The following is a 15139-nucleotide window of genomic DNA, read 5'->3' on the forward strand; positions in this document are numbered from 1 at the left end:
ATCAAACCAGCAAGAAGAGAAAGTAAAATTCTAGCCGTTTCAATGCAGCCTCCATAAAAGTTATTCTCATCAAGTTCTCTATTATTCAGAAAATATAAGTAAATTCCAACGATTACCTCAAGCCATCTAACGCACACGTTCAGCGGGACCATGAGCGGCATTGAAAGTAACCATAAGGATTGATCTGCCCGGGCGCGAAGATTCTTTCTAATATTGATCAAAGGCGCGGCTGAGTGCTTCAGGTCTCAGCCGCGCCAGAGTCTGCCTTCAATTCAGCGCCTCACTAATTGGAGTGGATCACGATACTGCCTCCCGCAATCACTGTCGCAGGGTCGGAATTATCAGAAGCGCCTATCTGGTTATCGTAGACCACCGCGCCTGATGCCTTGTCCCAGACCTTGAGGCGGAACTTGTCTTGCCCGCCGCCGCCGTTGACCTGCCCATCAATCGCAGTGAGCATAAATGCGTAGTTGCCATTGCCATTGATCGTGCCACTGCCTTTGTACATTGCCTTCGCACCGGCCACGACCAGCCAGTCGTAGCTGGTGCTGTGGAAGTTGAGATTGGCGGCTTTGAACTGGAACTCGGTCTGGCCCGTCGGCACGTTCGCGCCATGCGCGTACTTCGACACGAATCCAAAATTCGCTTTGCCGGTCAAAGCCGGATTGGCAACATAAGCGCCCGCCGGTGAATTGATCCAGCCGCCGCCTGTGACGAACCCTCCATTCGCATCGTAGATGACGACCATCGCCGGCAGTCCAGCAACCGTGTTTGCCGTGCCTGATGCCCCGAGCTGGTCGGTGACAGTGAGCTTCACTTGATACACCCCGGCAGTGCCAAAGACGTGAGTGGCCGTCACCGTGCCAGCGCTCTCGTTAACGGCTCCCGCTTGGGCGAGATTGTCGAACATCCACTGCGCGGTGTGGGTGTCGCCGGCGTTATCAGCGAACGTGCCGGTAAAGGTCACAGGCGTCCCCACGGCATAGATAGCCCCACTGGCCGGGGCCGTAATGGTCACCACGGGTGTCTGGTTCGGTAGCACCTGATTGAACTTCTGGATGCGGTTCGTGACGAGGTCGCCGACGTAGACGTGGTAGGCGGCATCCACCGTGATCGGGTAAGGCCCTTCAAACTCCCCGTCCGCTGTTCCGAAGCTGCCCCACGTGGTGATGAAATTCCCGTTGGCGTCGAATTTCTGGACCCGGTTGTTGTTATGGTCAGTGACGTAGACCATGCCGGATGCGTCTACGGCTACACCGGAAGCGCCCGAAAACTGGCCGTCGCCCGCGCCCAGACCGCCCCACTTCGTCAGGAAGTTGCCATCCGAGTCGAACTTTTGAATATATTGGGTGACATCATCGGCGACGTAGACCATTCCGGTGGCGTCCGCCGCCAGTCCGACTGGCTGATTGAATTGTCCGTCGCCCGTGCCGAAGCTGCCCCACTTGGCGAGGAAGCTGCCATTGGAATCGAATTTCTCAATACGATAGTTGAAGGGGTCGGCGACATAAACATTGGCGGAGCCATCCACGGCGATGGCGAGAGGGAAATTGAACTGGCCATCGCCGGCGCCAAAGCTGCCCCATTTTGTCAGGAAGTTACCATTTGAATCGAACTTCTGAATGCGATGGTTGTTGGCGTCGACGACGTAGACATTCGATAAGGCGTCGACCGCGACGTCATAGGGATAATAAAACTCTCCGTCGCCCGAGCCAAAGCTGCCCCACTTGGTGAGGAAGTTGCCATTCGAGTCGAATTTTTGGATGCGATGGTTGTAAACGTCAGCGACATAGATATTGCCGGAAGTGTCCGCCGCTAAGCCGGCAACATAAAACTCTCCGTCGCCGGCGCCAGGGCTACCCCACTTCAGTGCGAAGTTAACGCTCGCGGCCGCCGTGCCGGCTAACGCCAGCACGACTAACAACCCGGTCACAAAGGCAATGCGCCTTTTACCATCGGCTAATTGTGCGACCAGGACTTTCCGTCTGTTATACACGAATCTGTCTTTCATGGACCGTCTCCTTTTATGGTATTTCAGTGTCACGTTGCATAGGCAGTGGGTTGCTATCAGGCAAACTATGGAAGTCGATTTCTTCTGCTGCGATAGACTTCTGAATCCGCAGACCGCCAGGGTTCAACCCGGTGTGAGTCTGAGCATACGGTCGCCTTATAGTTTCCATCATCAACTCCTCTGCGTTAAAAGGCCGCAAGAGGTGAGCCTTGTCATGTCTGACCTGGCTTGCGGCCCAGCGCGACGGGAACCATAAACCGGACCGCGGCTCCGCGTCTTGTAAGCGGCTCTGGGTTTTTTGAGGATTTTATGGGGATTCTTGAATTCTGCCCTTAAACGACAACGGACACAGAAGTTACTGAATTGGGGGGTTCAATTCAACCTGAGGCTAGAGCGAGTTTCATTCGGGTGTAGCTGTAAGGGTAGGGCAAGTCCGCGGCCCGGATCGGAGTTGGGATGTCTAACGCCCGCGTTCAGCGGGGCCGCGTGAGATATTTCGATGTTAATGAGAAACTCGCTTCGCGGCCTCCGCTGCAACGCCTTGTCAGACCCCTATCGGCTAGGGTTGGTTCCTCTTCGCTTCAATTTCCGCAACGATCTCTTCTAGCGACATGTTGCTATATATCTCTTGTCGTTCTTCCGTATAGTTGCCGTACCCCTTCGTAAACTGGTTAATAAAACGTACCGTATTCGCCGCCCCGAAGTGTTTGCACAGGACGCTGATGGCTTCGTGCGTGATCTCCGCTAACGGCTTAACTTCGAGTGTCATTTTCTACCTCCTCCAAAAACTGAACCGGAGAAACTATCCTCATTTGAGGCTCACATACCGGCTTGGCTTTCTTCAATAGCTTATCATCACATGTGCAAAAGAAATCGGCCTGTGCCTTCTCGGCAGATGCCAGATGTAAGGCGTCTAACGCCATAATCCCTGACGCTGAGAGTTCTCTCGCCCTATCTTTGATCTCCTCATCAAGCAGGATGAAATACTTTGCTTTTTGCAAAACTTCCAAAGCATAGTCACTTCGCGAGGCATTTGTCACGCGCTGGTTTTCAAAAAGCAAGGCTTCCGATGAAATCAGGTCTACCAAATCAATTTCGCAAAGAGCCAGGATGATCAAGACGGCCTCGGATTCAAGAGCGATGCGGATTTGGTCTTTGCTATCCAAAGGTCGTTGTAAGCTACAGGTATCAAGGTAAACCTTCTTAACGAGAATCTACTTACCAAGGCCGCAAATGGCAACTAGATTGAGGGCGGGGGTCTAGCTTACAAATAGAAAGAATGATTCAGGCGTCTAAGCATAGCGCCGCGGCGGCCCCGGGTGGCGCGCAGCGGGTTCAGCGGAAGGTGAAGTGGCGGCGCACGGTGGGCGCACGGAAGTAGCGCAGGGCGCGGCGGTAATCCTCGGCAATCTGCGCCCGCAAGGCGTCGGGGGAATCAAAGCGGCGCTCGTCGCGCAGCCGGTGCAGGAAGCGCACGCGAATCGTTTCGCCATACAGCTCGCGGTCGAAATCGATCACATGGGTTTCGACCGTTACTTCCGGCTCGCCGCCGAAGGTCGGCTTATGGCCGACGTTGGTGACCGAGCGCCACCACTCGCCTTCGATCAGAGTCAAAGTCACATAAACGCCATTGGCCGGCGTCACGGTGTTGTACGGCTTGAGGTTGGCCGTCGGGTAGTTTAACTGCGCGCCGGCGATGCGGCGGCCTTCGACGACGCGGCTCTCAATACCATAAGGGCGACCGAGCATGCGCCGCGCCAGGTTGATGCGCCCGGCGGTTAGCAACCGGCGAATCATGGTCGAGCTGATGCGGTGGCTGCGAAAACGAATCTCCGGCACTTCTTCAGTCGTGCGCCCGAGGTCTGTGGCGACCTGTTCGAGCAGCCCGAAATGGCCTTCGCGGTTGTGGCCGAAAGCGAAGCCGTAACCGAGATAGACTTCGTGGGCGTCGAGCCGTCCGAAGATCAACTGGCGCAGGAAGTCTGTGGCGCTGACGGCGGCAAGCTCAGGCGTGAAGCGCAAGACGACCACCTGATCGATGCCGAGCCGTTGCATGCCTTCCATCTTCTGCTCGAAGGTCTGTAGCAGTGGCGGCGCGGTCTGCGGGCGCAGCACGGCGCGCGGGTGCGGCTCGAAGGTCACGACCGTCGCCGGTAGCGTGAGCGCCCGCGCCCGCTCGATGACGCGGCGCATGATCTCTTGATGGCCGAGGTGCAGACCATCGAACACGCCGAAGGTCAGCACGCTCGGCGCGCTGATCTTCACATCGTCCGGGTCATGAAAAACATTCATCGCTCAGATTTCTACAGTCAGCCCATCGTAAGCGATCTCGACGCCCGCCGGCAGGTCGGCGCTCGCCGATTGGTGACCGATGTCGTGCGAGATGTGGGTCAGCAGCGCGCGGCGCGGGCGCAGGCGCTCGATGTAGCGGAGCGCTTCGGCTAAAGCCATGTGCGTCGGGTGCGGCTTAAAGCGCAGGGCATCGATGACCAGCAAGTCCAAGCCTTCGAGCCGCGCGCAGGCTTCGTCGGGGATGTGGTTGCAGTCGGTCACGTAAGCGAAGCCGCCGATGCGAAACGCGGTGACCGGCAACTGGCCGTGAATCACCACGAGCGGCTCGATGCGCAACCCGAATAACTCGAAGTCGCCTGCAAGCGTGTGCGCGATGATGCGCGGCACACCGGGATAGGGCGCCGGCTCGAAGGCGTAAGCGTAGACGCGGCGCAAGCCCTTCCAGGTTTCATCGCTGGCGTAGACCGGGATGGCGCCATGTCGGAACATCAATGGGCGCGCGTCGTCGAGCCCGAAACAGTGGTCGGCATGGGCATGCGTGAAGAGAATGGCGTCGAGCTTCTTCAAGCCGACGCGCAGGGCTTGCTGGCGGAAGTCGGTCGAGGCATCGATCAGCAGATGATGGCTGCCCGATTCGATCAGCACAGAGGTGCGCAGCCGCTTGTCACGCGGGTCGTCCGACAGGCAAGTGTCGCATTCGCAGCCGACCGACGGCACGCCGACCGATGTGCCGGTGCCGAGGAAAGTAATCTTCATCGCTTTCTCGACGCCGCGACGAATTGCATGCGCAGGTAAGCGAGAACGTTTTCGAGCACGCCGGCTTCTTCTTCGTTGAGGTTGTCGCGCGTCTTTTGTTCGAGCATGCCGAGCATATCGATCCAGTGACGCGCGGCTTCCAGGTCAATCGGGGTGCGGCCACCGTCGGGCGTCTGCGCCATGCCAAGGTTCATCGCGGCTTCGGCGGCGAACATATCGATGAGCGCCAGGAATGAGGCTTCCGGCAGGTTGGGCGACTGCGGCCCGCGCGTCTGGTTGTAAGCCTGTTCGGCGGCGCTGGAGGCGGCTTTAGCCTGAGCGGCGCGGGCATCGGTCGGCTCGGCAGCGGCGCGCGGCTGAGCCGCCGGTGGCGGTTCGACGGGCACCTCGGCGGGCGGCGTTTCCGGCGCCCGCTGGCGCGCTGATTCGCCGGGGAAAGAGACGACGTTATCGGCGCGGCTCTCAGGCGCAGGCGGCGGACTGAGCGGCTCGGCGCTCACCGGCTCGATGTTGAGCGGCGACTCAACGGGCGCTTCCGATTCGTCGGCCAGATCGCGCGGCGTGCCGTCGGGGTTGAACTTTCGCCGGTCTGTAATGCGAAACCCACTCTCTTTTTCTTCTGCCATAATCTCTCTTTCAGACGGACAAGAATTCAACTGCATTTAAGACCCACCATGCTAACAAAGGCAAAAGGCAAAAGACAAACCTGACGCGTCAGCCGCGTCGCTTTTGCCTTTCGCCGGGGCATCCGGTAAGTTAAAGCTATGGAGTCATCACACGAACTGGCGGGCGAAAAGTTTACTGAATTGGTCAAGCTGATTGCGCGATTGCGCGCGCCGGGCGGCTGTCCCTGGGATCGCGAGCAGACCCACGAAAGTCTCAAGCCGATGCTGCTGGAAGAGGCTTACGAGGTGATCGAGGCGATTGATGAAGGCAACGACGATGAATTCGTCGGCGAGCTTGGCGACCTGCTCTTGCAGGTGGTCTTTCATTCCGACATCGCCAGCGAAGCGGGCCGCTTCACCGTCGCCGACATTATCGAGCGCGTTTCGTCAAAGATGATTCGTCGTCATCCGCACGTCTTCGGCAATGACACCGCCTCGACCTCCGGCGAAGTGCTGCGCAACTGGGAAGCCATCAAAGCCGCCGAGCTTGCCGCTAAAGGCAAAGCCGCGGATGATGGCTCGATGCTCGACAGCGTTTCGACGAAGCTGCCGGCGGTCATGGAGGCTTTTCAGATGACCACGAAAGTCTCGCGGGTGGATTTCGACTGGCCCGACGTGGCGAGCGTGCTTGAAAAGCTTGACGAAGAGGTCGCCGAGTTGAAAGAGGCGGTCGCCAGCCCCGCGCCCAATCACCAGGAGATCGCCGGCGAAGTCGGCGACCTGCTGTTTGTCGCCGTCAACGTCGCCCGCCTGCTCGGCGTTGATCCCGAAAGCGCCCTCAAGGCGTCCAACCGCAAATTCCGCCGCCGCTTTCGCTATATCGAAGACCGCCTGCGCGAGCAGGGCCGTCAGCCTGCCGACTCTGACCACACCGAAATGGACGCCCTGTGGGACGAAGCCAAAGCGAAAGAAAAAGACGCCTCGCCGCTCGACATTCGCCCGGTCGCCGACTGATGCGGTTTGCGAATTGCTTCCTTAATTAAAGGCGCTTTACGATACGCCTCTGATGCTGTCGCGGGCCGCCTCTCTGGCGGTGAGTGACACGTTCGATTGCATCGAGCGTACGAAGAACGAACAAAGAAGACGTGCGTCGCTTTCATCGGAGGTGCCGTGTCTGAGCGGGTGCGTGAACAAGCCAAACAGTTAGAACAACAGAAAGATGTCCGCGAGGCGCTGGATCAAACTGCCGGTCGCCCGTCGCCCGAAATGCCGAAGGCGGCAACCAGCGATAAACTCTGGTTCGGCTCCTACGTTATATTGCTGGTCGGCCTCGGGGTGCTTTATTACCTCTTCAGCCTGCGCTTCTTCGGATTGCCGGACAACATGGTTGATTTCCTGCTGCGCTACACCCGCGGCGCGATCTTAATCGTGTTGGTGCTGACGCTGGCAAAGGCCGTCGAGGTCTACTTGATCGGCAGGGTTCACGACACCGTGAACCGTTTCAACCTGCGCCGCATCCTGCGATTGTTGATCGGGCTGGTGATGGTATTCATCATTATCTCGGTCGTCTTCATCAACTGGTACACGGCGGTCGTTTCGCTCGGCGTCGTGTCGCTGATCTTCGGCTTCGCCATGCAGACCGTGCTGTCGAGCTTCATCGGCTGGATCTATATCCTGGTGCGCCAGCCCTATCGCGTCGGCGACCGCATCAAGATCGGCGACGCGACCGGCGACGTCATCGATGTCAGCTACCTCGACACGACGCTCTGGGAATTCGGCGGCCAGTACCTCTCGACCGACCACCCGAGCGGCAGGATCATCAAGTTTCCCAACTCGCAGGTGCTCGGCTCGACCGTCTTCAATTATAGCTGGCCGCTCTTTCCTTACATCTGGAACGAAATCAAATTCAATCTCGCTTATGGCAGCGACCTGGAATTCGTTGGCCGCGTCATGCAGGAGACCGCCGAAGAAGAGATCGGCGAAGGGATGATGGAGCGCGTTCGCGTCTACCGCGAGTTGCTGGCCAAGACGCCCGTAGACCAGCTCGAAGTCAAAGAGCAACCGAGCGTCGTCTTCCGCGTCAGCGAGAATACCTGGCTCGAAGCCATCGTCCGTTACCTGGTCGTGCCCAAAGAGCAGGGCCGCGTCAAGACGCGCCTGATTAAAAAGATGCTCGCCCGCTTGAACGCCGAGCCGGAGCGCGCCATGTTCCCCAAAGGCGACGCGCGCTAACGCCGGTCGCCGCTTGCCATTTCAAAGAAAAATGATAGACTCGTTTCGGCCTCGCGGCTCCTGAAGGCTGCAAATCATTCGCTCGTCAGATTAGTTCACAGTTAAGTTCAGCGGAAGGGATCATCAGACGTGCCGACACTGAAAGCGTTGTTTGATCTGACCGGCAAGGTGGCGCTCGTCACCGGCGGCTCGCGCGGGCTCGGCCAGGAGATGGCCGAGGGCCTGGCCGAAGCCGGCGCGTCCTTGATGCTGCTCGCCCGCCGCGAGCAATGGCTAACGCCGACGATGGATGAGTTCCGCGCCCGCGGCATCCATGCCGACAGCATGATTTGTGACGTTTCGAGCTCTGATGAGGTGCAGGCGGCGGTTGACCGCACCATCGCCACCTTCGGGCAGATCGATATCCTGGTCAACAACGCCGGCGTCACCTGGGGCCAGCCCATCGAAGAGCACGAGCTAGACAAGTGGGAGATGGTCTTGAAGATCAACCTGACCGGGGCGTTCCTGTTTTCGCAGCGCGCCGGGCGCGAGATGCTCAAGCGGCGCAGCGGCACGATTATCAACGTCGCCTCGGTCGCCGGCCTGAAAGGCTCGATGGAGAATGGCCAGCACATCGTCAGCTACGTCGCCGCCAAGGGCGGCCTGATCGCCATGACCCGCGAGTTCGCCGCCAAGTGGGCGCGGCGCGGCATTCGCGTCAACGCCATCGCCCCGGGCTTCTTCCCTTCCCGCATGACCGAAAAAGTTCTCGCGCACGCGCAGGAGCAGATCGAGGCCGGCGTGCCGATGGGCCGCGTCGGCGCGGCGGGCGAGTTGAAAGGCGTCGCCGTCTTTTTGGCGTCGCCGGCGTCCGGCTACATCACCGGGCAAACCATCGTCGTTGATGGCGGCAGTACCATCGCCTAGCAGCACTCAGGCAAACATTCGAATATCACACTCAAAAAAAAGGAGAGCAAAAGCATGTTAGGAATATTGGCTATCGTGGCCCTGGTCGGGGCGATCATCTGTCAGATTATCGTCGTGGTGAAGATGTTTCAGACCGCCGGCGCCGTGCAGGGCATCATCGGCCTGATCTGCGGCCTCTGGGCGTTCATCTGGGGCTGGATGAACGCCGGCAAGGTCGGCATCAAAAACATCATGATGATCTGGACGGGGCTGATCATTTTGTACGTCATCTTCGCCATCGCCAGCGGCGGCTTCAACTACAGCTACAAGCTCGGCTAGTCGCGCCGGCGTTCATTAATCATTGCGCAAAGCCGAGGCGCGAGCGTGGCCCAGCATGACCGTGCCCGCCGCGTCCCGGCTTTGTCTTTCTTGCTTAAAGGTCACCCGGTATGCGAAAGCTTCGGACAGTTGTCGTCGTCTCGCTTCTCATTTTTTGCGGCGCCGCGTCAGCCCGCGCGCAAGCCAAACTTCTGGCCGGCACCGGCAAGTCGGACATCACGCCGCCCGTCGGTACGCCGCTGGCCGGTTACGGCGGGCGGCTCGGCAGACCTTCGACGGGCGTTCACGACCCGACCGAAGCGCGCGCCCTGGTCATCGACAACGGCACTGAAAAGATCGCCTTCCTCAGCGTAGACCATCTCGGCTTTGACCACGCGATGGTCGAGCGCATTCGTGAGCGGGTCAACAAAGCCACCGCCATTGCGCCCGATCACCTCTTTGTCATGTCGTCACACACGCATTCGGGCGGCGGCGCTTACCTCGAACCGTTTCCCATCCTCGCGGGCCGCTACGACGCCGCGATTCGCGATGCCTATTCAGAGCATGCCGCCCAGGCCGTCATCACTGCCAACCAGCATATGCGCGCCGCCCGCATCGCGTTCGGCGCAGGCGAAGCGCGCGGCATCTCGCGCTTCCGCTCGACCTGGCCGCCGAACGGGCCGATTGATCCGGAGGTCGGCGTCATTCGCGTTGACGCCACAGACACGGGGCGTCCGATGGCTGTGCTGATGAACTTTGCGGCGCACCCGACGGTCGTCGGCGATAAGAATTTCGAGTTCTCGGCAGATTACGTCTACTACGCCCGCCGCGCCCTGGAACAGATGATCGGCGGCGACGTGATGGCGATCTTTGCCAACGGCGCGCAGGGAACGGTTGCGCCGCGCGCTTTTCAGGGCAAAGACGAATTCCAGCGCGCCGAAAACGTCGGCCAGATTCTCGCCGCCGAAGTCTTCAAAGTCACCTTGATGGTCGCGCTCCAAGACGCGGTTGACATCCGCCTCGTGCGCCGCGCCTTTCAGGCGCAGACCGTCCCGCCGCCGCGCGCCGCTGTGAAGATCACCTTGCCGCCGTCGTACGACACCGAAGTCTGCGGCATCAGCTTCGACAACCGCATCGCCTTTGTGACGATCCCCGGCGAGTTGAGCAGCATTCTCAATTTTCAAGTGAAAGAGCGCGGCAAGCTGCTCGGGTTTGAGAAGACCTTTCTGCTGGGGCTGACCAACGACGCGCTCGGCTATATCATCACCGAAGACGAATACCGGCACGGCACCTACGAATCATCGATCTCGCTGTTCGGCCCGGGCTGGGGAAGCTTCATCACCAACGAAGCCTTTCAAGCGCTCGAAAAACTCCGCCCCGCCGCCGGCAAACAATAACCTGGGGACGCGGGCATCTTGCCCGCCGTTTCTCGTCTGCACAAGACCGGCGGGCAAGATGCCCGCGCTCCCAGGAGAAATGAGCTTCGACTCAGGATGTCGCTGCCGGCGCATTGATTAAATCCGCCGCCTTCTGTATAAAGCCATTGTCCAGTGGATTCTCAGCTTCGGAACTCCTCTAGTCAAAATCGAATGACCGGAACCGGACGTGGATCGCGCGCCGGTGTGCGCGGCCCTCGGCGCCAGGAGTGACCGACCCGGATTAGCTCTTAATCAATATCCAGGCCCATAGGCCAAGCAATGGAGGATGTACCGTGAAGAAAAGCAAGCTCGCTGAGTCGGCTTCGCGCGCCCGCCGCGCCGTGCGCCGGTTCGTGCAAAAGTCTGAGTTCGATGAAGAGATGAATCTCAACCTGCCGATCCCGACGCAGGTGGTTTCAAACGAAGAGTATCTGCCCTATCCGCAGACCGACGAGCAGAAGCGCGTACAGCACAACTTGATCGGCCTGGCCGACCACAACGCCAAGCTGCTCGGCGTCACGCGCCGCCAGTTCCTGCAAACCTCGGGCGGCATGGCGACGGCCTTCATGGCGATGAATTCGGTCTTCGGCAAATTCTTCGATGTCGAGGCCAGCGAGATGATCGAGCCGGCGGCCTACGACGAGAAGTGGCCGAAGAATCAGTTCATCTTCGACATCCAGACGCACCATGTCTCGTCGGGCCGTCAGGTCTTGCCGCTGCTCGGCTATCGCAAAGTCGCCGAGCGCTGGAACCCCGACCTCAAGGGCCACGCGCACAAGATGGAAGACCTCTACCTGGCCAACTACATCAAAGAGATTTTCCTGGACAGCGATACGCTGGTGGCGGTGATTTCGGGCTTCCCGTCGCCGACGGACAACTCGAACATCCTGCCGCCGCCCGACATGATCGAAACGCGCGCCAAGATCAATGGCCTGGCGGCATCGCGCCGCATCGTCTCGCACGGGCTGTTTTCGCCGGACCTCGGCGCACCCAACATGGAGAACATGCACCGGCAAGCCGAGCAGTTGAAGATCGAGGCGTGGAAGGGCTACACCGGTCAGGGGCTCGGGCCGACGAAAGAGGGCTGGTGGCTGGACGATGAAAAGATCGCCTATCCCACCTTCGAGTACGCCCGCAAAACCGGCATCAAGCTGATCTGCGTCCACAAGGGACTGCCGCTGCCCGGCTTCAACGTCGAACACTGCAACCCGCGTGACGTGCCGAAAGCGGCGGCGGATTTCCCAGACCTGACCTTCATCCTCTACCACTCGGGCTTCAAGGGACTCGAAAGCGCTCAGGAGATCATCAAGGCGTTCCAGACCGGCGACCTGAAGGTCACCGGCGACCCGCTGAAAGACGGCTACGTCGCGTGGGTGAGCGACATCTGCGCGGCGCGCAAGAAGAACCCGAAGATGAAGAACGTCTACATGGAGATCGGCTCGACATTTGGCATGCTGGCGATTACCAACCCGATGCTCTGCTGCCACGTCCTCGGCATGTTGATCGATGCCTTCGGCGACGACCATGTGCTGTGGGGCACCGATTCGATCTGGTGGGGCTCGCCGCAATGGCAGATCGAAGCCTTCCGCCGCATCCAGATGCCCGCGGAGCTGATGAAGCAATTCGGCTGGAAGCCGCTGACGCCAGAGACCAAGAATAAAATCTTCGGGCTGAACGCGGCGCGTGTGTATGGGGTTGATGTGAAGGCGAAGCTGCACGCCATCCCGAATGATTACGTGACGAAGCTCAAGGCCGAGTACCGCAACGACGGCGGGCAACGGTCGAACACACAGTACGGCTGGGTCTACGGCAGCTAGACCGCTGACCGTCACTCAGTCGAGGTTGCGGAACTCCGGTTCGGCGGGCGGATTGGATGGACTTGATTCGCCCGCCGAACCGCTCCGCAATTGGGCTTCGATGGCAGCGATCTCCTCCCGCACGCCCGGATGATCGGGACCGATGATGAGTTCGGCATTCAGTTCAGTCAGCGCCGCCGTCAGGTTGCCTTGCTGCTTGAGCACCAGGCCAAGTCCATAGTGGTAGTCCGGTTCTTGTGGCTGCAACTCGATGGCATGGCCGATCATCGCCGACGCGTTTTCCAACCGCCCCAGCTTCATTTGGATCAGGCCGAGGCAGAAGTATTGCCGCACGTTGCGTGGATAAATCTCCATGGCGCGCAGCAGGTATCGTTCCGCCTCCGCGTACTTGCCGAGCGCGTAGTAACTGTAAGCCAGGTTACAGTTCGATGACCAGTAGAGCGGCCTGCGCTCAAGCGCCTGGAGGTACAGGCCGATGGCCTCTTCGAATTTACGCTGTTTCGCCAGGGCGCTGCCGAGATTATTGAGCGCTAGAAAATTGTTCGGCGCGATGGCGGCCCCCCTGGAGTAGAGCGAGAGGTTATCCGCCCAGTAAACCGCTTGCGTCACGGTTGCTTGATTGAGCACGCAAACCAGGGTAAAGATGCCGAGCACCTGCAAGGCCGGCTGGCCCAAGAGCTTGGCTGAGCCGGCGACCAGGCGACGGGCGGCGACGGCCAGGAGGATGACAAAGCCGACCGAGGGCACGTACAGATAGCGGTCATGGGCCAACTCGCCATCGTAGAAGACCGCCACGTTCAATACAGGCAAGATGGGCAGCACCAGCCAGGCGACCGCCAGGCGCACCACTGGCGTCCGCCTTGACCACTGCCACAGGAACGCGGCAGTGGCGGTCAGGGCCATCAACGGCACCAGAAAATTCCGCAGACCGGGGGCGCTGACATACGGCGTATCGTAGAAGACGCTTAAGCCCACGGGCCAGATCAGCAGCTTCACATAGAACCACAACACCGCGGGCCAGGTGAGCAGAGTCGTCGCTAGCGAGAGATGCATTGACGGGTGCGCCAACCCCTTGAGGACAACGGCGCGCACCACCAGGTAGATGACCGTCAGCGCCAGATAGGGCGCCACCCGCCTGACGGAGTCGATCAAGCGATCCTTTAAGCAAGCGACCGGCGGCGCGGCAGCAACCGACGCCGCAGCGTCGGCTCCCGCCGTCGCCCATTCGTAGGCGAGGATGAGCAGAGGCAACACCAGCGCCGTCTCTTTTGCCAGCATCGCCAGGCCATAGAACAGCAGTGAGGCCGCCCGCCAGCGCCCGGCGTGTGCCGGGCCGTCGCGCTGATTGAGATAGCAGAGAAAACTGGCAATCAGCATGCAGGCCATCAACGGCTCGGTCACTCCTGAAATCCAGGCCACCGCTTCAATGTGAACCGGATGGAGGCCGAACAGCAGCGCCGCGATGGCCGCTGTCGTCGGCTCGCCGACCAGCCGACGCGCCAGCCTGTAGACCATAAAGGTCACGCCGAGGTGAAGCCCGACCGTCGTCAGGTGCCACCAGAAAGGATTCAGCCCAAACAGCATGCGGTTGACCAGCAGCCACAGGAGGAACAGCGGACGGTAGTAGTTGCCGATGGGATTCGGATTTTGATGCCCCCATACATGCTCGACAAAGAAGCGCGGCGCGTAGTGCCAGGAAAGCAGTTGCGGGTTTCTGATGATCTGCTCTGTGTCATCATAGACGAACTGATAGCCGAGCGTCCCGGCATAGGCAGCAAACGTCAAGACCAGGACGAACAAGGGGAGCCAGCGGCGCCAGGTCAGCCAGTCGCGCCGCCTGGCCTTGCCGCCGCCGCCTGCTTTCATCACCTGCTGCATCAGGATACTGGCGCTGTTTGTCATGTGCGCTTCCTTGACGCCAAAGCGAATACGCAACGCTGGCCGGGCGTCCGGGGCTTCACCGGAGATGGCTCATGGGCGCCGCCGGGCGCGCCGCCGGTTTTTGGCGGCCTTCGAACCAGGCGTATGCCGCCCCTGTGTAATAGAGGAATCCCACGGCTCCGGCCATCCGCTCCTGAATGACATCACCCCGCAGGCTCGGCAAGGCTTGCTGGTCTTTGGCAAGGTTGAAAAACTCCCGCACGGGTTGAGCGGCGATCTCGTAGCCGCTGGCACGGACCAGCAAATAGGCACTATTGACTCCCGGATGCCGCCAGCCATATGGCCCCTGGCCGTGAACGATGGCCAGCAGACGCTCTCCCGGCGCGGCTTGCACCGGCTCGTGCGGCGCGGCAGAGGGCCGAGTGATCTTGTGCAGGTTGGGGGCAATGACATGGTGCGGGTCATCGAGCTTCCACCTGGCGTATTCGCTGTTGAGCTTTGGCAGCATCCCGTTTGCCGGTTTGACCACCACGGCGAGGTCCTGCGAGCCGTCGCCATCAAAATCGCCAACGCAGAATTGCTGTGCCACCATGGTCACCGTATTCTGATACGCCACGTTGATGGCCTCTTTCACCTGCCTGAGGTTGGGCGGCGGCAACTTGACCGCTTCGACAGAGGCAGCTTGCTGAAGCGGCTGAGCCGGGGCGCTCGCCGCCTGCTCAGGTGACGGTGGCGCTGCCGCAGGCGGCTCCGGCCTAGCACATCCCAAACAGCCGGTCGCGGCAATCAGTGACGAGCCGAGTAGAATCTTTCGCATCAAGCGTCGTGCTGCGTCCTTTTTCATTCAGCTTCCCTCCTGCCGTGGGCTCTGTCTCCAGGTCGCCGCGCGGCGCGCTGCCCCTGGCGAGCAACGGCGTAGACGTC

The 15139-nt window shown here is 60.1% G+C and carries 14 protein-coding genes; 6 read left to right on the forward strand and 8 right to left on the reverse strand.

Features of this window, described 5'->3' with window-relative positions; genetic code table 11:
- Positions 1 to 283 precede the first annotated feature (283 nt).
- The 6 genes from VJ464_14435 to VJ464_14460 form a co-directional block, all read right to left on the reverse strand.
- Positions 284 to 2011, reverse strand: coding sequence for a 6-bladed beta-propeller (locus VJ464_14435; protein ID HKQ06329.1), 1728 nt, complete (start codon positions 2009 to 2011; stop codon positions 284 to 286).
- A 559-nt stretch (positions 2012 to 2570) separates the two neighbouring features.
- Entirely contained in the window at positions 2571 to 2780 is a 210-nt protein-coding gene (locus VJ464_14440; GenBank protein HKQ06330.1) for a hypothetical protein, read from the reverse strand.
- Complete coding sequence (locus VJ464_14445; protein HKQ06331.1) at positions 2764 to 3225, reverse strand: PIN domain-containing protein; 462 nt, start codon at positions 3223 to 3225, stop codon at positions 2764 to 2766. Before VJ464_14445 ends, VJ464_14440 begins: the two co-directional genes overlap by 17 nt.
- 121 nt (positions 3226 to 3346) lie before the next feature.
- On the reverse strand, positions 3347 to 4303 hold the full coding sequence (locus VJ464_14450) for a bifunctional riboflavin kinase/FAD synthetase (protein ID HKQ06332.1): 957 nt from the start codon (positions 4301 to 4303) through the stop codon (positions 3347 to 3349).
- A gap of 3 nt (positions 4304 to 4306) precedes the next feature.
- Positions 4307 to 5059, reverse strand: a complete 753-nt coding sequence (locus VJ464_14455) for an MBL fold metallo-hydrolase (protein ID HKQ06333.1) — start codon at positions 5057 to 5059, stop codon at positions 4307 to 4309.
- Entirely contained in the window at positions 5056 to 5685 is a 630-nt protein-coding gene (locus VJ464_14460; GenBank protein HKQ06334.1) for a DUF1844 domain-containing protein, read from the reverse strand. Before VJ464_14460 ends, VJ464_14455 begins: the two co-directional genes overlap by 4 nt.
- Positions 5686 to 5823: 138 nt before the next feature.
- On the opposite strand from VJ464_14460, the gene mazG reads away from it, so the two are divergent.
- The 6 genes from mazG to VJ464_14490 all read left to right on the forward strand — a co-directional run bounded on the left by mazG (position 5824) and on the right by VJ464_14490 (position 12334).
- On the forward strand, positions 5824 to 6678 hold the full coding sequence (gene mazG / locus VJ464_14465) for a nucleoside triphosphate pyrophosphohydrolase (protein HKQ06335.1): 855 nt from the start codon (positions 5824 to 5826) through the stop codon (positions 6676 to 6678).
- Between the two features lie 156 nt (positions 6679 to 6834).
- Positions 6835 to 7896, forward strand: a complete 1062-nt coding sequence (locus tag VJ464_14470) for a mechanosensitive ion channel domain-containing protein (protein HKQ06336.1) — start codon at positions 6835 to 6837, stop codon at positions 7894 to 7896.
- A gap of 129 nt (positions 7897 to 8025) precedes the next feature.
- Positions 8026 to 8802, forward strand: coding sequence for a glucose 1-dehydrogenase (locus tag VJ464_14475; GenBank protein HKQ06337.1), 777 nt, complete (start codon positions 8026 to 8028; stop codon positions 8800 to 8802).
- A 54-nt stretch (positions 8803 to 8856) separates the two neighbouring features.
- Entirely contained in the window at positions 8857 to 9120 is a 264-nt protein-coding gene (locus VJ464_14480; protein ID HKQ06338.1) for a hypothetical protein, read from the forward strand.
- Positions 9121 to 9230: 110 nt separating this feature from the next.
- On the forward strand, positions 9231 to 10496 hold the full coding sequence (locus tag VJ464_14485; protein HKQ06339.1) for a neutral/alkaline non-lysosomal ceramidase N-terminal domain-containing protein: 1266 nt from the start codon (positions 9231 to 9233) through the stop codon (positions 10494 to 10496).
- A 314-nt stretch (positions 10497 to 10810) separates the two neighbouring features.
- Positions 10811 to 12334 carry an amidohydrolase family protein gene (locus tag VJ464_14490; GenBank protein ID HKQ06340.1) on the forward strand — a complete coding sequence of 508 codons (1524 nt, stop codon included), beginning with the start codon at positions 10811 to 10813 and terminating at the stop codon, positions 12332 to 12334.
- A 15-nt stretch (positions 12335 to 12349) separates the two neighbouring features.
- Here the strand turns inward: VJ464_14490 and VJ464_14495 are convergent, their stop codons facing one another.
- Together VJ464_14495 and VJ464_14500 are read right to left on the reverse strand one after the other, a co-directional pair.
- Positions 12350 to 14236: a tetratricopeptide repeat protein gene (locus tag VJ464_14495; GenBank protein ID HKQ06341.1), complete on the reverse strand. Its 1887-nt coding sequence runs from the start codon at positions 14234 to 14236 to the stop codon at positions 12350 to 12352.
- A 55-nt stretch (positions 14237 to 14291) separates the two neighbouring features.
- On the reverse strand, positions 14292 to 15059 hold the full coding sequence (locus VJ464_14500; protein HKQ06342.1) for a hypothetical protein: 768 nt from the start codon (positions 15057 to 15059) through the stop codon (positions 14292 to 14294).
- Positions 15060 to 15139 lie beyond the last annotated feature (80 nt).

This window comes from Blastocatellia bacterium, from assembly GCA_035275065.1.
GTDB lineage: Bacteria > Acidobacteriota > Blastocatellia > UBA7656 > UBA7656 > DATENM01.